This window comes from Rhodococcus sp. NPDC076796 (assembly GCF_040702765.1).
GTDB lineage: Bacteria > Actinomycetota > Actinomycetes > Mycobacteriales > Mycobacteriaceae > Rhodococcoides.
Genome location: NZ_JBFBMS010000003.1, coordinates 639,348 through 662,457, shown reverse-complemented (window position 1 = coordinate 662,457; position 23,110 = coordinate 639,348). Strand labels below are relative to the sequence as shown.

At 67.1% G+C, this 23,110-nt stretch carries 20 protein-coding genes; 11 read left to right on the top strand and 9 right to left on the bottom strand.

Features of this window, described 5'->3' with window-relative positions; all coding sequences use genetic code 11:
- Positions 1-17: 17 nt before the first annotated feature.
- From nirD to AB0366_RS13340, 3 genes are read left to right on the top strand one after another with little or no spacing between them, the layout of a single operon-like run.
- Complete coding sequence (gene nirD / locus AB0366_RS13350) at positions 18-410, top strand: nitrite reductase small subunit NirD (RefSeq protein ID WP_128646315.1); 393 nt, start codon at positions 18-20, stop codon at positions 408-410.
- 20 nt (positions 411-430) lie between these two features.
- On the top strand, positions 431-1,612 hold the full coding sequence (locus AB0366_RS13345; protein ID WP_366244450.1) for a uroporphyrinogen-III synthase: 1,182 nt from the start codon (positions 431-433) through the stop codon (positions 1,610-1,612).
- Positions 1,609-2,340 (top strand): sirohydrochlorin chelatase, encoded by a 732-nt coding sequence (locus tag AB0366_RS13340; RefSeq protein ID WP_366244449.1) that lies wholly within the window; start codon positions 1,609-1,611, stop codon positions 2,338-2,340. Before AB0366_RS13345 ends, AB0366_RS13340 begins: the two co-directional genes overlap by 4 nt.
- Here AB0366_RS13340 and AB0366_RS13335 read toward each other — a convergent pair.
- The 6 genes from AB0366_RS13335 to AB0366_RS13310 are packed head-to-tail and all read right to left on the bottom strand — an operon-like array spanning position 2,294 to position 7,181.
- Complete coding sequence (locus tag AB0366_RS13335) at positions 2,294-4,078, bottom strand: NTP transferase domain-containing protein (RefSeq protein ID WP_366244300.1); 1,785 nt, start codon at positions 4,076-4,078, stop codon at positions 2,294-2,296. The two genes, AB0366_RS13340 and AB0366_RS13335, sit on opposite strands and share 47 nt — an antisense overlap.
- 13 nt (positions 4,079-4,091) lie before the next feature.
- On the bottom strand, positions 4,092-4,538 hold the full coding sequence (locus tag AB0366_RS13330; RefSeq protein WP_366244299.1) for a PaaI family thioesterase: 447 nt from the start codon (positions 4,536-4,538) through the stop codon (positions 4,092-4,094).
- Positions 4,535-4,876, bottom strand: coding sequence for an MGMT family protein (locus AB0366_RS13325; RefSeq protein WP_121870264.1), 342 nt, complete (start codon positions 4,874-4,876; stop codon positions 4,535-4,537). Before AB0366_RS13325 ends, AB0366_RS13330 begins: the two co-directional genes overlap by 4 nt.
- On the bottom strand, positions 4,877-5,653 hold the full coding sequence (locus tag AB0366_RS13320; protein ID WP_366244298.1) for an alpha/beta fold hydrolase: 777 nt from the start codon (positions 5,651-5,653) through the stop codon (positions 4,877-4,879).
- Positions 5,654-5,676: 23 nt separating this feature from the next.
- On the bottom strand, positions 5,677-6,453 hold the full coding sequence (locus AB0366_RS13315; RefSeq protein ID WP_121870263.1) for an ABC transporter permease: 777 nt from the start codon (positions 6,451-6,453) through the stop codon (positions 5,677-5,679).
- Positions 6,450-7,181: an ABC transporter ATP-binding protein gene (locus AB0366_RS13310; protein WP_366244297.1), complete on the bottom strand. Its 732-nt coding sequence runs from the start codon at positions 7,179-7,181 to the stop codon at positions 6,450-6,452. Before AB0366_RS13310 ends, AB0366_RS13315 begins: the two co-directional genes overlap by 4 nt.
- Before the next feature lie 137 nt (positions 7,182-7,318).
- On the opposite strand from AB0366_RS13310, the gene AB0366_RS13305 reads away from it, so the two are divergent.
- From AB0366_RS13305 to AB0366_RS13290, 4 genes are all read left to right on the top strand, one after another.
- Positions 7,319-8,440 carry a sensor histidine kinase gene (locus AB0366_RS13305; protein ID WP_183130192.1) on the top strand — a complete coding sequence of 374 codons (1,122 nt, stop codon included), beginning with the start codon at positions 7,319-7,321 and terminating at the stop codon, positions 8,438-8,440.
- Positions 8,437-9,081, top strand: coding sequence for a response regulator transcription factor (locus AB0366_RS13300; RefSeq protein WP_121870260.1), 645 nt, complete (start codon positions 8,437-8,439; stop codon positions 9,079-9,081). The genes AB0366_RS13305 and AB0366_RS13300 overlap by 4 nt, the downstream gene beginning before the upstream one ends.
- Positions 9,082-9,146: 65 nt before the next feature.
- Entirely contained in the window at positions 9,147-12,464 is a 3,318-nt protein-coding gene (locus AB0366_RS13295; RefSeq protein WP_366244296.1) for an ATP-dependent DNA helicase, read from the top strand.
- Complete coding sequence (locus AB0366_RS13290) at positions 12,461-15,877, top strand: UvrD-helicase domain-containing protein (RefSeq protein ID WP_366244295.1); 3,417 nt, start codon at positions 12,461-12,463, stop codon at positions 15,875-15,877. Before AB0366_RS13295 ends, AB0366_RS13290 begins: the two co-directional genes overlap by 4 nt.
- On the opposite strand, the gene AB0366_RS13285 is transcribed toward AB0366_RS13290, so the two are convergent.
- Entirely contained in the window at positions 15,840-16,226 is a 387-nt protein-coding gene (locus AB0366_RS13285; protein ID WP_366244294.1) for a hypothetical protein, read from the bottom strand. The two genes, AB0366_RS13290 and AB0366_RS13285, sit on opposite strands and share 38 nt — an antisense overlap.
- 105 nt (positions 16,227-16,331) lie before the next feature.
- On the opposite strand from AB0366_RS13285, the gene AB0366_RS13280 reads away from it, so the two are divergent.
- Together AB0366_RS13280 and nudC are read left to right on the top strand one after the other, a co-directional pair.
- Complete coding sequence (locus AB0366_RS13280) at positions 16,332-17,399, top strand: potassium channel family protein (RefSeq protein ID WP_366244447.1); 1,068 nt, start codon at positions 16,332-16,334, stop codon at positions 17,397-17,399.
- Positions 17,400-17,423: 24 nt separating this feature from the next.
- The gene (gene nudC, locus AB0366_RS13275) at positions 17,424-18,326 is read left to right on the top strand and encodes an NAD(+) diphosphatase (RefSeq protein WP_366244293.1); all 903 of its coding nucleotides are present in this window, start codon (positions 17,424-17,426) and stop codon (positions 18,324-18,326) included.
- A 7-nt stretch (positions 18,327-18,333) separates the two neighbouring features.
- On the opposite strand, the gene AB0366_RS13270 is transcribed toward nudC, so the two are convergent.
- Positions 18,334-18,603, bottom strand: coding sequence for a mycoredoxin (locus AB0366_RS13270; protein WP_032398313.1), 270 nt, complete (start codon positions 18,601-18,603; stop codon positions 18,334-18,336).
- Positions 18,604-18,710: 107 nt separating this feature from the next.
- Between AB0366_RS13270 and AB0366_RS13265 the strand changes: the two genes are divergently transcribed.
- Both AB0366_RS13265 and AB0366_RS13260 read left to right on the top strand, forming a co-directional pair.
- On the top strand, positions 18,711-20,834 hold the full coding sequence (locus tag AB0366_RS13265; RefSeq protein ID WP_366244292.1) for an ATP-dependent DNA helicase UvrD2: 2,124 nt from the start codon (positions 18,711-18,713) through the stop codon (positions 20,832-20,834).
- 603 nt (positions 20,835-21,437) lie between these two features.
- Positions 21,438-21,758, top strand: a complete 321-nt coding sequence (locus AB0366_RS13260; RefSeq protein WP_032397690.1) for a WhiB family transcriptional regulator — start codon at positions 21,438-21,440, stop codon at positions 21,756-21,758.
- A 34-nt stretch (positions 21,759-21,792) separates the two neighbouring features.
- Here AB0366_RS13260 and AB0366_RS13255 read toward each other — a convergent pair whose 3' ends face one another.
- A complete protein-coding gene (locus tag AB0366_RS13255) occupies positions 21,793-23,103 on the bottom strand; it encodes an AarF/UbiB family protein (RefSeq protein ID WP_128646729.1) in 1,311 nt (436 codons plus the stop codon).
- Positions 23,104-23,110 lie beyond the last annotated feature (7 nt).

Here is a 23,110-nt window from a genome sequence, read left to right as displayed (position 1 = left end):
TGATCAGGAGGTGCGCCATGACTGTCATCGATTCATCAACAGTGAAGTCACCAACAGCGGTACCGAACGACCTCGCTCGTGATTGGACCCCGGCCTGCACGCTCGACGCGCTGATTCCGGGGCGCGGAGTGGCGGTGCTCCTGCGCGGCGGCACCCAGGCGGCGCTGTTTCTGCTCGACGACGGACGACTGTTCGCGGTGGGCAACATCGATCCGTACGGGCGCGCAGCAGTGATGTCACGCGGACTGGTGGGAGACCGAGGGGGCGAACCCACCGTCGCGTCGCCGTTGCTCAAGCAGGTCTTCTCCCTGGCCGACGGGCGCTGCCTCGATGACCCGCAGGTCACCCTCGGATCGTTCGAGGTCTCCTGCGTCGAGGGCGTCGTGCTCGTCCGCGGCGGATCTACGTGAGCGAAATCGCCGGGGCAGCAATGCCTCTGGCCGGGTTCACCGTCGGGATCACCGCGTCGCGTCGGGCCGAGGAGTTCGCGACTCTGCTCGAGCGGCGCGGGGCCACCGTGATGCACGCCCCCGCAATTCGCATCATCCCACTGGCCGACGACGCCGAACTCGAACGCGTCACCGCCGCCGTCATCGCTGACCCACCCGAAATAACCGTAGCCACAACAGGAATCGGATTTCGTGGCTGGATCGAGGCAGCGGACGGGTGGGGACGGGCAGAAGAACTGGGGCGCGCCCTCGGCACGTCCAGGCTGCTTGCTCGCGGCCCGAAGGCCAAAGGAGCCATTCGAGCAGCCGATCTGCGCGAGGAATGGTCGCCCGCCTCGGAATCCTCGGCGGAGGTACTCGAACATCTGCTCGCCGAAGGAGTCGAGGGCACCCGCATCGCAGTGCAGCTGCACGGCGCGACCACCGAATGGGAGCCGGTCCCCGACTTCTGTGAGGTGTTGCGCTGTGCGGGAGCCGAAGTGGTTCCGGTGCCGGTGTACCGCTGGACCGCACCCGACGACCAGAGCCCGATGGACCGGATGATCGAAGCCGTCATCGTCGGGGATCTCGACGCCCTCAGCTTCACCTCGGCACCGGCGGTGGCGTCGATGCTGATGCGCGCCGACGAGAACGGCGTACTCGAACCCCTGCTGCAATCGATGCGATCGAGGGTGCTGCCGGTGTGCGTCGGACCGGTCACGGCCGCGCCCCTCGAACAACTCGACGTGGCCACCACACAGCCCACACGAGCGCGTCTGGGGGCACTCGCGCGGCACATCGCCGAGGAACTGCCGAGGCGCACCGGTCGGCTGCACGCAGGCGGACACGTGGTCAGTGTCCGCGGTAAGTGCGTGGTGGTCGACGGTGAAGTTCGACCGGTGTCCCCGGCAGGCATGGCGCTGATGAAGACGCTGGCCCGCAATCCCGGACGCGTCGTCTCCCGCGAGGACCTGTTGGCGTCGCTGCCCGGCGGAGGAGGCGACACCCACGCGGTGGAAACCGCGATGACCAGACTCAGGTCCTCGCTTGGCGCGCCGAAAGCGATCCAGACCGTGGTCAAGCGTGGCTATCGCATCGCACTCGATCACATCGAGACCGAAACCGATTGCGATTCCGACGAGACGGCCGCGCGTGCGGCCGTCGTAGAAGGGGGAAAGTACTGATGAAACCGACTCTGGTGTTGGTTGCACACGGCACCCGAAACCCCCGTGGTGTCGAGATGATCGCCGCACTCGCCGATGAGGTGTCGACACAGATCGGTACCACGCGAGTGGCCTTCGTGGACGTGCTCGGGCCGTCCCCGGCCGAGGTACTGCGCGACACCGCCGAGTCGGCGGTGGTGGTTCCCGCTTTCCTTGCGTCGGGCTACCACGTGCACACCGATGTTCCGCGAGAGATCGCCGACAGCGCTCACACGTCGGTCGCGGTCACCCGCGCTCTCGGACCCGACCTCGTGCTGGCCGAGGTCATGCTCGCCCGACTGCGCGATGCCGGATGGCAGGCGGGCGACTGCATCGTGCTCGCAGCCGCAGGATCCTCCGACGCTCGTGCGTTGGAAGAACATCGGCGCGCGGCAGCGATGCTGGCCGACGTCGCTCGGGTCCCGGTACGCATCGGCTACGTCGCCACCAGTACCCCCACCGTGTCCGACGCGGTGTCGACTCTGCGAGAAGCCGGGCACCCACGTGTGTTCGTGGCGTCGTATCTGTTGGCGCGCGGGCTCTTCCACACTCGTTTGGCTGACGCCGGTGCCGACGGTGTCGGTGAACCGCTCGGAGTACATGCCGCGATCGTCGATCTCGTGGTCGCGCGTTACCGCGAGGGTGTTCGCTCTCTCGCTGAATCTAGCGGTGCGGCAACGGAAGAATTGTCACCGGCTCGTCGGCGCTGACCTCGGCCGGAATCACCGCCAGTGCGTCGCGGCCGACGAGGTGCGCCAGGTGCGCCGTGCGGACCTGGCTGTCTGCTCGCCACCGCGTGCCGTCCGCGGTGACCGGCACGATGCGAGGAGTCGAGGATCGAACCTCGGCAGCATTGGACAACAGGCCGATCCGCGAGGGGCGCACCGTTCTCCCGGTCAGGGCATCGACGATGGCGGGCGCGGTGAGCATCGCGGTGCCGACGGCCGCCAGCGGATTTCCCGGGAGGCCGAGCACCACCGTGCCGTCGGGCAGTGCCGCGGTGATCTGAGAACCGCCGGGACGCATCCGCATCCGCCCGACGACGGTCTCGGCATCGAGGCCGGCGAGGGTCGCGCGGAGCTGATCTGCGGCCCCACCTCCGGTTGCCCCGACGACGATGATCACGTCCACATCCTGGGTTCGGGTCAGCACGTCTCGAAACCCCGTCGCGGTGTCCTCGAGCAGCGTCACATCGACGACGGAGATGCCGCAGTGTGCCAGGTACTCCGGCAACACCGATCCGAGAACGTCCCTGGTCTCGCCGGGAGCGAGTGGGCCGGTGGATCGAATCTCGTTGCCGCTGATGACCACTCGTCCGCGGACCGGACCGCGCACCGCCACCTCGAACACCTCTGCGCTGGCGGCGAGCGACCGTACGGCGGCATCGATGGGGGTGCCTGCTGCGACGAGTTCGGTACCGGGCAGCCAGTCCTCGCCGCGTCGACGCGTGTCGTCGGACTGCGGGGCCGTCGGCATGCGCCGAGCCGAACCGTCGGGCTCGCGGGTCATGTGTTCGTCGCGCACCACCGATGTCGCCCCGGGCGGAAGCGCAGCGCCGGTGGCGATGCGCACGGCCGTTCCTTCGGTGAGTCGGGCGACGTCGGAGCTTCCGGCGTACGCGATGTCGGATCGCAGCGTCCACGGTTCGGTGCCGCAGACGGCGTAACCGTCCATCGCGGAGATGTCGACTGCCGGCAACGCGGTCCGGGTCACTAGCGGTTCCGCGAGGACGGTCCCAGCACTGTCCGGCAGGGGAATTCGCCGGATCGGCAGGACGGAGAGCCGGCTCCGAATGCGTTCGAGTGCGTCGCTCACCTCTAGCGTCTCCGACGGTCGTGCGGCGAGGCGGGCGGCGAGAAGATCGGCGGGGGTGTCGCAGTCCTCGACACCGGACACTGCGATCACCAGATGATCGGGCGGCAGGATTGTGCGCATGGGCGCACCCTCCACCGAATCCAGCTGTGCCAGCGCGGAACGCAGTGCGGATTGTCGCCAGATCCCGAGCAGGAATTGCGTGCGGCCCGCACTGTCGCGGGCAAAGACGGCTTCGGTCTGCGACTGCGATATGGAACCGATCAGCAATTCGACCGCGGCAGCGTCGAGAAAAGGAAGATCCGACGCGACGACCACCACCAGATCTGCAGTGCGCTCTGAATCTGCACAGTCGTCGAGTGACCGCAGTCCCGCGGCGAGGGCGGCGACGGGACCGCCGCCTGCGGGTGACTCACGAGTCTGCACCACGTGCTCGGGCACTCCGGTACGGGTCGGACCCACCAGAACCGTTCTGCGACAGACCGATACTGCGTCCACAGCGATATCGACCATGCGACGCCCGCCGACGGTCATGGCAGGCTTGTCGACCTCCTGTGGCGCAGTGGGGTGCTCGGGATCTGCCATCCTCGATCCTCGACCGCCGGCGAGGACGATCGCGTCGCAGGCCGGCGTCATGGTGCGGGCACTGTCATGTCGGCAGCGGCACGTTCTGCAGTCGAACCTGCCCACGCGCGATGGTCTTGCCGCTGTCGGAGGCGGTGATCGTGACTACCCACAGTTGCTGAACGCGGCCCTGCTGCAACGGTTCTGCGACTACGTCGACGCGGCCGCCCTTACTGGCGCGGAGAAAGTCGGTGCCGTTGTGGACGCCGACCGCGAACTCACCGCGATCCTTGACCGCCTCGCTGGCACCGATGCTGGCGGCGCTCTCGACGGCAGTGGTGTAGACGCCGCCGTGGACGACGCCCCACGGAGTGAAGTGTTCGTCCGTCAAATCGATGTGCCCCGACACCCTGGTGCCCGAGACCTCGTCGACGACCAGGCCGGCGGAGGCAACGAAGCTGCTCGCCTTCGACAGCGCGTACTTCGCAGTGGGGCGTGGGTCGAACTGCTCGAGTGCGTCCCTGATGTTCATTCTCCGAGATTAGTGGTCGGCGGCGGTGGCGGTGGGAGCGCCCCGAAGTCGAATCGAATCGAGGTCAGTGGCACGCGCCCGTCGTGTATCGGTACGCCTTCGGTGCGCAGAGTCTCGAGCTGTCGCGAGGCCAGGTGCGGGGCCGGCTTTCCACTCGCGCCGAGGACTCGATGCCAGGGCAGGTCCGCAGAATCGGTGCGCATGATCCAACCGACGATGCGAGGGCTCGACAGGTCTGCGGCGGCCGCGATGTCTCCGTAGGTGGCAACGAACCCCCGGGGGATCGACGCGACCAACGCGCGAACTCTCTCGACCTGGGCTTCGGTGATCGGGGCCATCTACAGCAGGGATCGCACCAGTTCGGCGACCTCGACCGGCTTGGCCTGGCCGACCATGTGATCGCAGTCGAGTTCGACGGTACGCAGGTTCTCGCCCAGCCGGTCCCGCAGCGCCGAAAGGAATTCCTCTGTGACATAGGGAGGTTGGACGCGCATCGCCCGCACCACGACGGTCGGGATGCTCTCGGCCGGTACGACCAGCGGGCGGGCCAGCTCGCCCCACGTCGCGACGACGGCCGGAATGGACATCCGCCACGCGACCTTCCCGCTTTCGGCCGGAACCAGATGTTCGGCGACCTCGCGGTCGAGGAGTTCGGTCGGCACGTCGGCCCACGCTCCGTGGATCTTCTCCGAGCGCGCTTCGTCGGCGTCGGTGTAATCGGGGAACTTCGCGGTCGCCTCGGCCACTTCGAGCAATTCCTCCGGCGGCAACGCGATCGCGGGATCGAGCAGCACCAGGGCGCGTACCGCTTCGGGGAACCTCTGCGCGAGGTGCACGGCCAACGCGCCGCCGTACGAGTGGCCTAGGACCACCACCGGTCCACGCGAATGGGCGTCGAGCACGGATTTCAGAGCCGTGACCTGAGCGTCGATGTCCCAGGGCGGCGTGGACATCGAATGCCCGTGACCGATGAGGTCGGGTGCCAGAATCCTGGCCTCGGGTAGGTGGTTCTCGGCGAGATCCCACCACCGGGCACCGTGTCCGGTGACACCGTGGATGGCGAGGATTTCGGGACCGTCTGCGGGTCCGAACGTATGCAGATTCAACTCGGGCACGTCGACCACTATGCCGTATCGCGCTAGGACCAGCGAAACAACCGGATCGCGCATGCGGTTCCGGCGATCACCGCGATCACGAGCCCGATGGGTCCGACGATGTCGACAGGCGTTCCGGCCCAAGCCGATCCCAGCGCAGTGACGGTGGCACCGAAGGGGAGTACCTCACCGACGGCCGCAACAGGCTCCGGCAGATCCGCGACCGGTCCGAACAGTCCGCCGGTGGCACCGAGAGCCAGAAACAGGGTCAGGCCGATCGCGACGGCCGAGTTCGCAGTGGGTGCGACGGCAGCCACCACGATCCCCAGCGAGTACATCGCGGCGGCACCGAGCACCACGATGGCCGCAACCAGGATGGGGTTGTGCGGGGGCGTGATTCCGAAGAGCAGGGCGCCAGTGGACAGAGCGATACCGATTCCGAGTGTCGCCTGGACGGCGCTGGTGATCACCTGCGCAGCCAGCACCTGCGCCGGTCGGATCGGTGTCGTCGACAGTCGCTTCAGCACGCCGGACTTGCGATAGAGCGCAAGAAAGCTCGGCATGTTCACGATGCCGATGACGGCGATGATCATGGTCAGGGCGAGCGGCAGGACGAACCGATCGAACGCGGTGATCGCGCCAGGACCGACGATCTCCGCCGAAGTACCCGAGCCGTTCATCACCAGTACGAGAACCGGGAGGGCGATGGGGACGATCAGTCCGGCCGTGTCCCGGATGACCATGCGCATTTCGGCCCCGACGAGTGCGCCGGTGGCGCGCAGGCCCGGACGAGGTGCTGCGTCGATGTCGTGTGTGGTCATGCCGAGCTCCGTTCCGTCAGCGTCAGGAATGCGTCTTCGAGGGTGGCCCGGTGGTCGCCTCCGAGGCCGGCGTCGACGATCAGAGATTCCGGTGTGCCGGTGGCCACGACGGACCCTCGATCGAGGACGGTGATGCGATCGCACAGGCGGTGTACCTCGTCCATGTGATGGCTGACCAGCAGGATGGTGACACCGTCTGCGCGGAGGTCCTCGATCAGTCGCCACACGGTGCGTCGTGCATCCGGATCGAGTCCGGTGGTGAGCTCGTCGAGCAGGACGACCCGAGGGGAACCGATCAGGGCGAGGACCACCGACAACCGCTGTTGCTGGCCACCGGACAGCCGCTCGTAGCGCACCCGGCGGTGCTCGTGCAGGCCCACCGCACGGACGAGAGCGTCTCGATCGGCAGGTCGACGGTAGAAGGAGGCGAACAGATCGACCAGTTCGGCAACGGTGAGCGCGGTGTGAAGATCGTTGGACTGCAGCTGTACTCCCAGAACGGCTCGCACTCGATCGCGCTCGGTGAAGGGGTCGAGTCCCAGAACTCGCACGGCACCCGAGCTCGGTTTACGAAGGCCCGCAACGGTTTCGACCAGAGTCGTCTTGCCGGCGCCGTTACGCCCGAGCAGGCCGTGTGTTTCGCCTTCGGCCACTGTGAGGCGCACTCCTGCCAGGGCTGTCCGCCCCCGATACCGCTGGGTGATGTCTCGAACGTCGATCGCTGCCATCCGATGCTCCCTCCTCGATCGTGTCGATTTCGACGCTAGATCCGCCGTGGCCTGCGCACAGGTGCCGATGGTCATCGATGGTGATCGTGACTTTCGGCAGGGGGTGTGCGGGCGGACCTGGCGATAGGGTCGACAGAATGAGACGCCTCGGACCCGACGTTCTGGCCGGTGCGTTCGTGTCCGCGCTCGCGGTCGCGATGGGCGCTCTCGTCGTCTTCGATCGGTCGATCGCCGACGGCCTCTCGGCTCCGCGTTGGGTCTGGGCTGCGCTGTTCGCAGCCTTCCTGCTCGCGCAGACCGCGGGCATGTGGTGGGAAGACCGGCTGCCGGATCGTCTCGTGCGCGCATGCTTCGCCGCACAGGTGGTGCTGGCACCGGTTCTGGTGCTGACCGCCCCGACGGCAGGTTGGTTGCCCATTCTGCTGGTCTTCACCTCGACGTTCGCCGTGTATCGGGTGTCCGGCTCGTCGGTGGCGGTCATCGTTGCGGTCTTCACCTGCTGTGTGGGGGTGTCGGTTGCGATCCGGGGTGGACGGATCTCGGAGATCGCGCTGATCGCATCGATCTACGGTGCGCTGCAGGTGGCCAGTGCGTTGTCGGTGACCGCGCAGCTGCGGCAGGCTCGGTTGCGTCGGGAACTCGCGGTCGCGCATGCCGAACTGCGCACCGCCAGTGCGTTGTTGGACGATTCCTCCCGTGCCGACGAGCGGTTGAGAATCGCGCGAGAGTTGCACGACGTGCTCGGTCACCAGCTCACCGCACTGAGCCTCGAGCTCGAGGTGGCATCCCATCAGGTGCCCGGGCCCGCACGCGAGCACGTCGTTCGGGCTCGAACCATCGCACGTGACCTGCTCGGCGACGTCCGGGCGACCGTCGGCGAGGTGCGCAGCAGGACTCCGGTGCTGGGGGAGTCGCTCGATCGTCTGGTTGCGCAGCTGCCCGAACCCGTTGTGCATCTGACGGTCGACCCCGACATTCGGGTCGACGAAGCTCGCGCGGTGGCGGTGGTGCGCTGCGTGCAGGAGATGATCACCAACACCATTCGCCATGCGAATGCCGAAGAGATGTGGATAGAGGTGACTGCGGATCCGGCCGGTGCGCTGTCGGTCTCGGTGCGCGACGACGGCCGGGCGTCGGCCGATTTCGAGCCGGGGCACGGGCTGCAAGGTATCCGAGAACGCATCGAAGGACTGGGCGGCACGGTCACGTTCTCGGTCGATCGCGGTTTCGCGGTCCAGGCGACGGTGCCCGCACCGTGATCACGGTCTTGATCGTCGACGACCACACTCTGGTTCGGCAGGGTATCCGCAGCCTGCTCGAACTGGACCCCGACATCGAGGTGACCGGCGAGGCGGACGACGGCGCTGCTGCGGTCGCGTCGATCGAACTCGATCCTCCCGATGTGGTGTTGCTCGATCTACGCATGCCGCGGTTCGACGGACTGTGGACGCTGCGGGCATTGCAGGACAGAGGAATCACGGTTCCGGTCCTGGTGCTGACGACGTTCGACGACGACGAGTTGGTGCTCGGGGCGCTGCGTGCGGGCGCGAAGGGTTATCTGCTCAAGGACGTGACCTTCGAGCGGCTCGGCGGTGCTGTACGTGAACTCGCGGCCGGGCGCACCTTGGCGCAACCTGCCATCACCGAGAGATTGCTGGACGCTTTTCGGACCGGGAAGCACGGCCCGAGCGACGTCGGAGTCGCCGACACACTCACAGCCCGCGAGATCGACGTCCTACGGCTCGTCGCAAGCGGGTACACCAACAGGTCGATTGCCGATGCATTGCATCTGGCCGAGGGAACCGTCAAGAACCACATGTCTTCGGCCATTCTCAAACTGGGTGCGAACGACAGAACGAGCGCAGTTCTGCGTGCGCTGCGCGACGGGCTGCTCGACTGACCGTTGTCCAGGGCTCCGTCCGGGCGACGGTCGATGTGTCGGTGGCTCGTGATTGCATCTGTGTCATGAGCTCGGACGGCAGACACGGCGCGACGGTCACTCTCGTCCGTGCACCCAAGGTGGCTCGCCCGGCACGGGAGTGGAACGGCCCGGCAGCGCGGCTGCTGGCGTCGACTCCCGACGCGGCAGCCGAGGCCGCGAAAGGCGCTCCGCGATGGAATCCGTGGCAGATCCTGGGTGGCCCCGGCACGGGTAAGACCTCCCTTGTCGCGGATTACGCCGTCTCGCGCATCGTCACCGGTGATCCGGAGTCGGTTCTGGTGCTCACACAGTCCAAACGGGCGGCAACCGCGGTGCGCGAGGTCATCACTTCGGGTCTCTTCAGTGGCGATCACGCACTACGAGCGACCCGTGAACCGTTGGTGCGCACGGTGCACTCCTACGCCTTCGCCGTGCTGCGGCTGCAGGCCTCTCTGTACGGCAATCCGCCACCGCGCTTGCTGACCGGTGCCGAGCAGGACGCCGTGGTGCGCGAGATGCTGCGCGGCGATCTCGAGGACGGGGCAGGCGACTGGCCGGAGCGACTGCGTCCGGCACTGGGCACCGCGGGATTCGTCACCGCGGTGCGAGACATGATGCTCAGGTCCGCCGAACGCGGGATCGGTCCGGAAGACCTCGTCAAACTCGGTCGCAAGCACGGCAGACCCGAGTGGGTTGCCGTCGGGAGGTTCGCCGCCGGATACGAGCAGGCCATGTTGTTGCGCGGTGCCGTCGGAGTGGAAGCGGCCGGAGCCACTGCACCTGGTCTGGACGCCGCCGAGCTGATCGGTGCCGCGCTCATGGCCTTCGCCACCGATCCCGAACTGCTGCGCAGCGAACGCGCCCGCATCCGGCACCTCGTCGTCGACGACGCGCAGCACCTCGATCCGCAGGCAGCACAGCTGGTTCGGCTGATCGGCACCGACACCGAATCCACCGTCGTCGCCGGAGATCCCGATCAAGCCGTGTTCACCTTCCGGGGTGCCGACCCCACCTTCGTGGCCGACCTGGTCGAGGTGGATTCGCCGCGTCGCGTGCTGCTCACTCGCAATCACCGGTCGGTGCCCGAGGTCGCGGAGCTGACCGACATCGTCGCCGGACGGCTGCCCGGGCTCGGTCGGCACCGATGTCCCGAACCGGTGGGCACCGCCCGATTCGGTGCACCGGCAGCGCGAGTGCACGTCGTGTCCTCGCCAGCGAAGGAGGCGGCGATCATCGCCGACGCCATGCGTCGGGCCCACCTGATCGACGGCATGCCGTGGTCCGAGATGGCGATCGTGGTGCGGTCCGTGCCGCGCACCCTCGCACCGTTGCGGCGGGCTCTGCACGGCGCAGGGGTTCCGATGATCACCCCGACTTCGGAGCTGCCGCTGCACCGGCAGCACGGGGCAGTGGGTCTCCTGCTGGTACTACGGGCGATCTCCGACCCGAGCTTCGACGGTGAAGATGCACTCGCGTTGCTCTCCGGGCCGATCGGCGGAGCCGACCCGGTGGGTCTGCGGCGATTGCGCCGGGGAGTGCGCAGGCTCGAGCTCGCATCGGGCGGCGAGCGCGACTCGGCCGAGTTGCTCAGAGTCGTACTCACCGACGACGCTCGGGGGAGTGCCGGTTGGACGAACGGACTCTCGGACGTGGAGTCCGCCCCGTTGCGCCGAGCCCTCGGTGTCATCCGGAAGGCGCGGGCCCTCGCCCGCACGGGCCGCGGTGTCGAGGACGTGTTGTGGGCGGCGTGGCAGGCTTCGGGCCTCGAGCGGCGTTGGGCCGCCGCGTCCGCCTGGGGTGGTTCGGCCGGTGCCCAGGCCGACCGCGACCTGGATGCGGTGGTGGCACTGTTCGATGCGGCGGCAGCATACGTCGACAGGTTGCCGCGGGCACAGATCGGTGGATTCCTCGATTACATTGCGCAGCAGGAGATTCCCACTCTGAACTCACACCGCCCCACGGTTCGGGCCGACGCGGTGACGCTGCTGAGCGCGCATTCTGCCGCGGGTCGGGAATGGGAGCTCGTCGCGGTTGCCGGGGTGCAGGAAGGGCTGTGGCCGGGTCTGCGGTCACGCGGCAGCCTGCTGGGCACCGACACTCTGGTCGACCTCGCGTCCGGCAAGGTCGATGCCGCTGCAGCGCTCGATGGGCGACTGTCGAAGTCGGCTCCGTTGCTGGCCGAGGAGCGCACGCTTTTTCTGGTGGCGTGCAGCCGCGCTCGATCGACCTTGCTCGTCACTGCCGTCGATTCCAGTACCGGAGATGCCGATCTGGTCCGGTCGCGATTCGTGGACGAACTACGCGGCGTCGACGGCGGAGAGGAGTCGGATCTCGCACCCGAGCTCCCCGGGCCGGAGACTGCACACCGAGTGTTGGCGCTGCCCATGCTGGTGGCCGAACTGCGGAGTGTGGTGTGCGATCCGGCTGTCGCCGAACAGGATCCGGACAAGCGAGCCCGAGCGGCCCGGCATCTGGCCACCCTCGCCGACGCCGGTGTCCGCGGCGCACATCCCGACGAGTGGTTCGGGGTGGCAGGGCCCAGTACCGACGCGCCGCTGTGGCAGCTCGGCGACGGTCCGGTGCCGCTGTCGCCGTCCACGGTGGAACAATTGACCACCTGTCCGCTGCGGTGGATGCTCGAACGTCACGGCGGCAACGACGGCACCAACACCCATGCGGTCACCGGCACGCTCGTGCACACTCTCGTCCAGGCAGTGGCCGGTCGGATACCGCCGGAGCAACTCCGGCGTGCCCTCGAAACGGCATGGGATGCAGTGGATCTCGGATCGCAGTGGTACTCGCGGCACGAGCTCGACCGAACCGGGGCGATGCTCGGGACCTTCGAGGCCTGGCTGCAGGGCAGTCGAGGCGAGCTCACCGAGGCCGGAGTCGAAGTGCGCGTCGACGGCATACTCGACGCCCGGTCCGAGGACGAGCCTGCGGTGGCGTTGCGCGGTCGCATCGACCGACTCGAGCACGATCCGGACGGTCGGCCGGTGATCATCGACGTCAAGACGGCGAAGACCGTCATGTCGAAGGAGGACGCACGTAACCACCATCAGTTGGCCACCTATCAGGTCGCGGCGGCAGCCGGTGCCATCGAGGGCGAACCCGCGGGCGAACCCGGCGGAGCGCGGCTGGTGTTCGTGGCCAAGCCCCACAACAAGGACGGGGCGACGCAGCGTGTCCAGGAAGTGCCGACACCGGAGAAACTCGAGGAGTGGCGAGACACCGTGCACCAGGCCGCATCGGCAACGCAGGGACCCACGTTCGAGGCGCGGATCAACGACGGTTGCAGGCACTGCCCGGTCAAGTCCAGTTGCCCGGCACACGAGACGGGTAGGCAGGTGACCGAACAATGACGACAGCGACGAAGACACGGACCGGTTCGGCGCGGGTGTCGCCGGTCGAACTCGCCCGGGCGCTCGGGCAGAAGCATCCACCGACCGACGAACAAGCCGCTGTGATCGCAGCGCCGCCCGGCCCGACGCTCGTCGTCGCGGGGGCAGGTGCGGGCAAGACCGAGACCATGGCTGCCCGCGTGGTGTGGATGGTGGCCAACGGTTTCGTCGACCCCGACCAGGTTCTGGGTCTGACCTTCACCCGAAAAGCCGCACAGCAGTTGACCTCTCGGATCAGAGCTCGACTGGCTCGGCTGGCCGGATCCGATCTGGTGCGCGCACTCGACCCCGGTCTGGGATTGCGCGAGCGAATCCTCGGTGCCGAGCCGGAAGTGAGCACCTACCACTCCTATGCAGGCCGATTGCTCACCGAGCACGGCTTGCTGTTGCCGATCGAACCGTCCGCGACACTGCTCTCGGAAACCGAACTGTGGCAGCTGGCCCACCGGGTCGTCAGTACCTGGGACGGCGACCTGGACACCGACCGTAACCCCACGTCGGTGACCGAGGCGGTACTCGCGCTCTCCGGTCAGTTGGCCGAGCATCTGGTCGATCCCGAGGATTTGCGGCTCGCGCACGTGGAGCTGGAGAAATTGGTGCACACGCTCGGGCCGGGGCCGCGACAACGCGGTGGCCCCACCAAGGAGTTGCTGAACATCCTCGACGCACAGCATCAACGAATCGGGTTGCTGCCGTTGGTGGAACGGCTGGCGCAGACTCTGCGGCGCGAGGGCGCACTGGATTTCGGCTCGCAGATGTCGATGGCGGCGCGGGTCGCTGCCGAGCACGCCGAGGTGGGCATCGCAGAGCGGCTACGCTTCCGGCTCGTGTTGCTCGACGAGTACCAGGACACCGGCCATGCCCAACGCGTTCTGCTGTCGTCTCTGTTCGGATCCGGTAGCGACCCGCAGTTGGCCCTGACTGCCGTCGGCGATCCGATGCAGTCGATCTACGGGTGGCGCGGCGCATCGGCAGCGAATCTGCCTCGGTTCGCCACCGATTTTCCGAAGGCGGACGGAAGCCCCGCACCTCGGCTCGAATTGCTCACCAGCTGGCGAAATCCGCCCGAGGCATTGACGCTGGCCAACCTGATCACCGACCCATTGCGCCGCGTCGGCGTGCCGGTGCCGACTCTGCGGGCCCGCCCGGGTGCGGTTCCCGGTGATGTCCGACTGGCCGTCACCGACACCGTTCCGGACGAACGAGAGTGGATCGCCGACCGGATCGCGGGGGAGTACCGCGCTGCCCTCGAGCAGGATCGGCCGCCGCCCACCGCTGCGGTTCTGGTGCGCCGCAACGCCGACGCCGAGCCGATCGCTGAGGTGCTGCGCAGCCGCGGATTACCGGTGGAGGTCGTCGGGCTCGGTGGGTTGCTGCACGTTCCCGAGGTGGCCGACATCATCGCGATGCTGCGGCTGGTGGCCGACCCCACTGCGGGTAGCTCGGCGATGCGCATCCTCACCGGCTCTAGGTGGCAGATCGGGCCGACGGATCTGCGGGCACTCTCGCAGCGCGCCCGAGAACTCGAGATCCGCGGCGGGTACGGCACCGCGGGTCGCGTCGACGACCCGCAGGCACTCGACGCTGCGCTCGGTAGCGCCCTGCCCGGCGAGCAGTCGGAGCAGGCCGGTCTGGCCGACGCCATAGCCGATCCCGGTCCGGCCGAACGGTACTCGGAGGTGGGGCATCGCCGGATCGTCGCCCTGGCGGGCGAGCTGCACCTGCTGCGCGACCGAATCGGTCAGCCGCTGACGGAATTGGTCGGCGACATCGAGCGGATCATGGGCATCGGTGTCGAAGCTCAGGCCCGCACGCCGATCAGCACCGAAGGCGCGGTCGGTCGTGAACATCTCGACGAATTCGCCCATGTGGTAGCCGATTACGCCGACAATCCGACCGCCACGGTCACCGGGTTCCTGTCGTTCCTCGCCGCCGCGGCGACGGTCGAGGACGGCCTCGCCCCCGGTGAGGTCGACGTCGCCCCACATCGAGTTCAGGTGCTCACCGTCCATTCTGCGAAGGGCCTCGAATGGGAGGTGGTAGCGGTCCCGCACGTGGCGAAGGGTGTGTTCCCGTCCTCGAACGCCTCCTCGACCTGGCTCGGGGCGATGGCCGAGCTGCCGCCGTCGTTGCGCGGTGACCGCGCGCTCGACGGCGAAGGCTCGGAAGGGGTCCCGGTCCTCGAACTCGACCGGCTCCACAATCGCAAGGACCTCGAGGACGCCGTCAAGAGCCACAAGGATGCGCTGGCGAGGCGTCGACTCGCCGAGGATCGCCGACTGTTCTACGTGGCACTCACCCGAACCGAACGGGTGCTGCTCGTATCCGCGCATCATTGGGACGAGACCGCCACGAAGCCGCGTGGGCCGTCGGAATTTCTCGACGAGTTGCACACGCACATCGAAGAATTCGCCGACATCGCGGTGATCGAGCAGTGGGCACCGGCCCCGGAGGACGGGGCGTCGAACCCACTCGGGGCCGTGCCGCACACCGCGTCCTGGCCACGCGATCCACTCGGTCCCAGACGAGGAGCGATCGAGAGCGGAGCGCAGGAAGTGCTGCGCGCGCTGGCAGATATCTCGGCCACACCGGGCGAAGAGAGTGACGGCGTCCAGGACCGAACCCCGGAGGGCCCCGAGAACTGGGCTGCGGACGTCGACACTCTGCTGGCCGAGCGGGCCGCGAGATCGGTCGCGGGAGTCGACGTGGCTCTTCCCGGCAACCTGTCGGTGACGCAGCTGGTCGACCTCGCGGCCGACCCCGATGCGTTGGCGTCACGCCTGCGGAGGCCGCTGCCGTTCCCGCCGAACCCGTTGGCGCGCAGGGGAACTGCGTTTCACGCCTGGATCGAACGGAGGTTCGGCGCGACTCGACTGCTCGACCTCGACGAATTGCCGGGCTCGGCCGACACCGGGGCATCGGTCGACGTGGACCTCGAAACCCTCCAGCAGGCGTTCCTCGAATCGGAGTGGTCGCTCCGCAGCCCCGTCGAAGTGGAGGTGCCGTTCGAGACCTCCGTGGCGGGAACGGTACTGCGAGGACGCATCGACGCGGTGTTCGCGGACCCGGACGGCGGCTGGACCGTCGTCGACTGGAAGACGGGCGCAGAGCCGACGGCGTCGGAACAGCGGGCGGTAGCGATGCAGCTCGCGGCCTACCGGTTGGCGTGGGCCGAGCTGATGTCCATCGGGCGCACCGAACCGGTACCGCTCGAGCGAGTGCGCGCAGCGTTCCACTATGTGCGCAGCGGTCACACCATTGCGCCCGAGAACCTACCGGACGCAACGGAATTGGCCCAGCTGCTGGAGGGCCCGGTCGGTCCCGAGCAGGCGGGAGCTACGGTGCGTTCCGACGGGCTTTCAGAGCCTCGGTGACCAATGGAATCTGCAGTGGCAGACGGGCGATCATCGCGGCTTTGAGAGCCGGCGAGGTCTTCGGGCTCTGCACGTACTTGTATGCCAGGTTGATGTTGGCGGGGAACACCACGACGAACAGGGCGGCCGCGAGTGCGCCGCCCAGTCGACGGGTCCGCGGTGCGGCCAGCGTCGCAGCCACGGCGAGTTCGGCGACCCCCGAGACCTGCGTGTAGGTCCGCGCCGAACCCGGCAATGCGGTCGGTACCTGGGCATCGAAGAACTTCGGAGTGACGAAGTGGAGAACTCCGGCTCCGGCGAGCAGTCCCGCGAGACGCAACGCGGCTGCCTGACTCGATCTCTTTGTCATACGCATACCGTGCCACACCCTGCGTCGTCGGCACGGAAGCCTGGCATGGGGTTACGCTGCGTGCCGTGAATGATCTCGACTTCGGTGAGTACTTCGGCGGCCGACGTGGCAGGTAGGTTGCGAGCGCGCCTGAGTGACAGTGGCGCGCTGACCGACAAGCCCGACTTCGCCCTCGTCGGAGTGCTCCGGGTACCGGAACTGGAATCGAGTCCGTGGCGCGCCATCTACAAGCGGGTGCTGATGGCGTTGGGAATTCTGTTCCTGGCTGCGTTCGTGGTGTACCTCGATCGCGATGGATACAGCGACACCCAGGACGGTGAACTGTCCTTCCTCGACTCGTTCTATTACGCGACGGTGTCGTTGTCCACGACGGGATACGGTGACATCGCACCGATGAGTCCGTCGGCGCGACTGGTCAACATCCTGGTCATCACACCCCTTCGGGTCCTTTTCCTCATTCTGTTGGTCGGTACCACGCTGTCGGTTCTCACCGAGCGGTCCCGGCAGGCATTCAAAATTCAGCGATGGAGACGCAGCGTGCGCAATCACACCGTGGTCATCGGTTTCGGCACCAAGGGCCGTACCGCAGTCGACGCGATGCTCGGAGACGGCGTGTCGGCGTCCGACATCGTCGTGGTCGACACCGATCAGATGGTGCTCGACACCGCGTCGGCGATGGGCTTGGTCACCGTCCACGGTTCGGCGACGAAGTCCGACGTGCTCAGGCTCACCGGTGCCCAGCACGCGTCGGCCATCATCGTGGCGACCAATCGAGACGACACCGCAGTTCTGGTGACTCTGACCGCCCGCGAGATCGCTCCGAAAGCGAAGATCGTCGCCGCCATCAGGGAAGCGGAGAACACGCACCTGCTGCGTCAGTCCGGTGCCGATTCGGTGGTCGTCTCGTCCGAGACCGCGGGACGTCTGCTCGGGATCGCCACGTCGACCCCGTCCGTGGTGGAGATGATCGAGGATCTGTTGACCCCGGAAGCGGGCTTCGCGATCGCAGAGCGTGAAGTCGAGCGTGACGAGGTCGGCGGATCTCCGAGACACCTCACCGACATCGTTCTCGGAGTGGTGCGGGCCGGCAAACTGTTCCGAGTCGGCACTCCCGAAGTCGACGCGATCGAGGCGTCCGACCGACTGCTCTACATCCGTCGCGTGGGCGACTAGCCACAGCCAAGTAGGGTCGTGCGCGTGCCGAAATTCCAACTCGCTCACCCACCTCGACTGTCCCGATCGCCACTGAACAGGGCAGAGGAACTGCGCCGAGACACCGCAGCGTTGGCGGCGGGTTGGCCGACTGCTCGGGTCCTGAACGTGGACGGCAGAGGCAGATTCCCGGTGGACGAGAACGGCCTCGTGCTCGGCCCTGCCGCGGACGTCGCTGCCGAGCCGACGGCCGATGCGGTCTTTCTCGGAATTCACGGCGATCGACACCTGTGGGCGCGCCGGGTGGAGGTCGTGGCAGGCGCGGTCGGCGACCTGCGTACCGACGGTGATCGATTGGACAGCAACGCGTTGTCGATGGTGACCGGTGCCCTGGCGATCCTCAACTGGCATGCGAGCGCGCAGTTCAGTTCACTCGACGGTGCGTCGTCCGTTCCGTCGAGCGCGGGGTGGTCGCGGACGAGCACGTCCACCGGTCACGAGGAATTCCCGCGTACCGATCCGGCGGTGATCTGTTTGGTTCACGATGGTGGCGATCGAGTGCTGCTGGCCCGAGCACCTGCCTGGCCCGAGCGTCGGTTCTCGGTGCTGGCGGGTTTCGTCGAGGCCGGTGAGTCGCTGGAAACCTGTGTGACACGGGAGATCAGAGAAGAAGTGGGCCTCGACGTCTCCGCTATCGAGTATCTGGGGAGCCAGCCCTGGCCGTTTCCACGGTCGGTGATGATCGGGTTCTCCGCCGTCGCCGACCCGGAGCAACCGCTGCATTTTCAGGACGGTGAGATCGCCGAGGCCCATTGGTTCGATCGAGCAGAGGTTGTTGCCGCACTCGAGCTGGGCGACTGGGGATCGGATTCGACCTCCCGGCTGCTTCTTCCTGGCTCGATCTCCATCGCCCGTGGAATGCTCGAGGCGTGGGCGGCGACGGCCTGACGGCTGGTCAGAGCGACAGCGCGCGCTTGACCTCGGCGAGAGTGGGATTCGTCGCCGTCGAGCCGTCGGCGAACAGCACGGTCGGCACCACATGGTTGCCGTTGTTGACGCTGCCGACGAAGTCGGCCGACTCGGGGTTCTGCTCGATGTCGATCTCGGCGTACTCGATTCCGGCCTGGTCGAGCTGGGTCTTGAGCCGGCGGCAGTAACCGCACCACGTGGTGGAGTAGACGGTCAACGCGGCCGGGGTCTGTGGGGTGTTCTCGGTAGTGGTCACGCCAACAGTCAACAGGAGCGCCGACGCGATTGTTCCGGCCGACACCTGCATCGGCCGTTGGCCACCCGCTTCGGCCCCGGGTGGAACTGTCGGTACGCACTGACACAATGGACCCCATGGCTGACGACGCGATGACCGCCGGACTCGATCCGGAGCAATCCGCGGCGGTACTGGCTCCCCGCGGCCCGGTCTGCGTCCTGGCCGGTGCGGGCACGGGCAAGACCCGCACGATCACCCGACGCATCGCCCACCTCATCTCGGCCGGTCACGTGTCCTCGGGGCAGGTACTGGCGGTGACGTTCACTGCGCGTGCGGCCGGTGAGATGCGCGGCCGCCTGCGTGAGCTCGGCGTCGGGGGAGACGGTCCTCCGGTGCAGGCTCGCACGTTTCACGCCGCGGCCATGCGTCAGCTCAAGTACTTCTGGCCGCAGGTGGTCGGCGACACCGGATGGCAGCTTCTCGATCGCAAGTTCACCGTTGTCTCGCAGGCGGCCAACCGGGCCGGTGTGTCGACGTCGACGGACGCCATCCGAGATCTCGCGGGAGAGATCGAATGGGCCAAGGGATCGTTGATCGCACCCGAGGACTATCCGCGCATCGCGGCGAGCAACCGCCGCGACGTTCCGATGGACGCGACCAAGGTCGCTGCCGTGTACGCCGGCTACGAGGAGCTCAAGTCCCGCGGCGGCGACTCGATGTTGCTCGATTTCGACGACCTTCTGCTGCACACGGCCGCTGCCCTCGAAGAACATTCGTCGGTGGCCGACGAGTTCCGTGAGCGCTACCGCTGCTTCGTCGTCGACGAGTACCAGGACGTGACGCCGTTGCAGCAACGGGTACTCGACGCCTGGGTGGGCGAGCGTGACGATCTCACCGTCGTCGGCGACGCGAACCAGACCATCTATTCCTTCACCGGCGCGTCTCCGCGGTATCTCCTCGACTTCTCACGGAAGTACCCCGAGGCCACCGTGGTTCGGCTCGAGCGCGACTACCGGTCGACGCCCGAGGTGGTGTCGCTGGCGAACCGCGTCATCGGAGCCGCCCGCGGTCGCATCGCCGGCACCCGACTGCAATTGATCGGTCAACGCGAGCCGGGACCGGAGCCGGAGTTCTTCGAGTACGACGACGAGCCTGCGGAAGCCGACGGTGTGGCGCGTGCGATCAAGAGGTTGATCTCGAAGGGCACCTCGCCGGCCGAGATCGCGATTCTGTACCGCATCAACGCACAGTCGGAGGCACACGAGCAGGCGTTGACCGAGCTGAAGATCCCCTATCAGGTTCGCGGCGGTGAGGGGTTCTTCACCAGGCCCGAGGTGCGGCAGGGAGTCAACGCGTTGCGGCAGGCAGGCGGTCGCGACGATCTGCCCGACGGCGCGCAGGCGGGCGAGGGACTACCGGCTCTGGTGCGAGCGGTGCTGGCTCCGCTCGGCCTGACGGCAACCGAGCCGACGGGTGCACAGGCCCGCGAGAAGTGGGCATCGCTCGGCGGTTTGGTGCAGCTCACCGAAGAACTTCTGGTGCACGAGCCGGACCTGACCCTCGAGAAGTTGTTGGGGGAGCTCGCCGCACGTGCCGAGGCGCGGCATCCACCGACGGTCCAGGGCGTCACTCTCGCCTCGCTGCATGCGGCGAAGGGACTCGAGTGGGACGCGGTGTTCATCGTCGGTCTCGCCGACGGCACCCTGCCGATCTCGCACGCGATCGGCAACGACCCCAGTGCCAACAACGAGGCGGCCGTCGAGGAGGAACGCAGGCTGCTCTACGTCGGTGTCACGCGCGCCCGAGTCCACCTGCATCTGTCCTGGGCACTCGCCCGCAACGAGGGCGGACGCAAATCGCGGCGCCGGTCGAGGTTTCTCAACGGTCTGATTCCCGAGGACTCGCCCGCCTCGCGTATTGCCGCGCCCGCGGCCAAGAAGTCCGGTCCCAAGTGTCGGTTGTGCGGCAAGCCCCTGATCGGCACGTCTGCGACCATGCTCGGTCGATGCGACAGTTGTCCGTCGAACGTCGACATCGCCCTGCTCGATGCACTGAAATCGTGGCGACTGGACAAGTCCCGCGAACTGAAGGTGCCCGCGTACGTGGTGTTCAGCGACAACACGCTGACGGCCATCGCGGAGCAGCAACCGCAGGACGAGCGTGGGCTGGTGGCGATTCCGGGAATCGGGGCCAAGAAACTGGAGCGGTTCGGCGAAGAAGTTCTCACCGTGGTGCGGGCCTCGGACACGTGACACGGAGGTACGGAAATCTCCGCGAAACCGCAGGTAGAAAATAACTTGTGCAGATATCGGCAGGGGGCTTAGTCTGTTTCACGTGCCGCGGGAGATCGCGCACTGTCCAATCCGCCAACGAGACCAGAACAGGAGCTGAAGAAAATGATCAACACATTGCACGCCGCCGTTGCCCACGCAACCGTCGCGTTCAGCCCTGTCCTCGGCACGGCACCTTTCGGAGTTGCCCCCCTCGGCACTCATGCCGCCGCCGCAGGCTCTGTTGCGCAGACGTGGATTCGTTCCTCCGCTTTCGGCCCCATGCAGGAGTCCGCATATGCGGCCTCGGGGTCGAATTCCGCCCAGGTCGCCCTGGCACCAGGAGCGAAAGCCGTTGCTCAGGCAGCCCGACGTCACCGCGCACCTTGTGCGTCCGTGCTCGACAGCAGACACCGACTTCACTGTCGGTAGACGCTTCGACAAGCCCCACCAGGCCACGGACCCGCACACGCGGACCGTGGCCTTTCTCGTTCAGGTAGTTCCTCTATCCGAGCGTGAGGCCGACAGGTTCGCATCACCCCTCGAACCGATAACGACGCCGCACGAAAAGTAGAGGAGACCGACGTGTCAACCGCCACGATCCGGACGACATGCCGACCAGAGTCCGAGAGTGCCTACGCTGCACAGTGTTCGACCGAATCGGTCGAGCTGGCACTGTCGGTGCCATGCCGAGCGGCGAACCCCGACATGTGGTTTGCCGACACCCCCGCCGAACTCGAGCAGGCCAAGGCGCTGTGCGCCGAATGCCCCATCCGGCGTACCTGCCTGAGCGCGGCCCTCGACCGCGCCGAGCCGTGGGGCGTGTGGGGCGGTGAGATCCTCGAGCAGGGTGTCGTCATCGCCCGCAAGCGTCCCCGCGGACGGCCGCGGAAGAACGCAGCATGATCCACGAGACCGGTGCCCGGTTTCGCCGAACGAATCAGTCGGCGAAGCCGGGCAGCCACTCGGTGAGGATGGCCATGTACGGCGCGTAGGCGTCCAGCTGCGCGCAGATTCCGACCAACCCGCCGAGGACTCGGAAGATCATCACGTACTCGGCAGGCATGTTCAACGCGCGAACGGTGCGGAACTGCGCGCTGTTGAAATCCGTAGCGGTGCCCGCAGCTTTCTGCAGCCAGGCCCGGGTGAAGTGGAACGATTCGGTGTGGATCGGATCGGTGAAGGGACGCAGATAATCTTCGATCTCCTTCTCCGTGACGGTGCGGCCCGGCACCACGAACCCGCTCTCGGTGAACAGTTCGACGAGTTCGTCGAACTTCTCGTCGCGTGCGAGCGAGACCATCCGACCCAGGACGGGCGGGAGACCGTCGGGCATCGGAGCGCAGGCACCGAAATCGATGACGCCCATGCGTCCGTCGTCGAGCATCATGAAATTGCCCGGATGAGGATCGGCGTGCAGCAACTTCGCGCGCGCCGGAGACACGAATGCGAACAACGCGAGCAGTTCGCCCGCCTGGTTACGTTCCTCGGCCGTTCCGTTCGCGATCACATCGGCCAGCGGCCGACCCGTCATCCATTCGCTGACAACGACTTTGGGTGCGCTGGCGACGATCTTGGGAATGGCGAACTGGGGATCGCCTGCAAATTCCTTGCTGAAGGCGCGTTGATTCGCCGCTTCGATGCGGTAGTCGAGCTCGTCCTCGGTACGGGCCGTCAATTCCTCGAGCACCGGCTTGACGTCCGTGCCCGCGAGCACCGTGCTGAACAGGTTCGCGAACCTGTTCAGCGTCTTGAGGTCGGAGCGCAATGCGTCGTCCGCGCCTGGGTACTGGATCTTCACCGCGACATCGCGTCCATCCGACCACGTTGCTCGGTGCACCTGTCCGATGCTGGCCGAGGCGATCGCAGTGTCGTCGAAATCGAGAAAACGTGACCGCCACGCAGTTCCGAGTTGCTGGTCCAACACCCGATGCACGGTCTTCGCGGGCATGGGCGGTCCCTGCGCCTGCAGCTTGGTCAGTGCCTCGCGGTACGGCTCCGAGAACTCCTCCGGAACGGCCGCTTCCATTACCGAGAGCATCTGCCCGAGCTTCATGGCACCGCCCTTGAGCTCCCCGAGGACGGAGAAGAGCTGTTCTGCTGCTTTGGCGGCCATGTCCGCATCGATTTCGTCGCGATTGCCGCCGGCGAGCTTCTTGCCGAACCCTACGGCAGCACGACCGGCCATTCCGAGGGGAATGCTGGCCAGTTTTGCAGTACGAGTCGATCCACGGCGCGGTATGTCAGACACAGCTCCA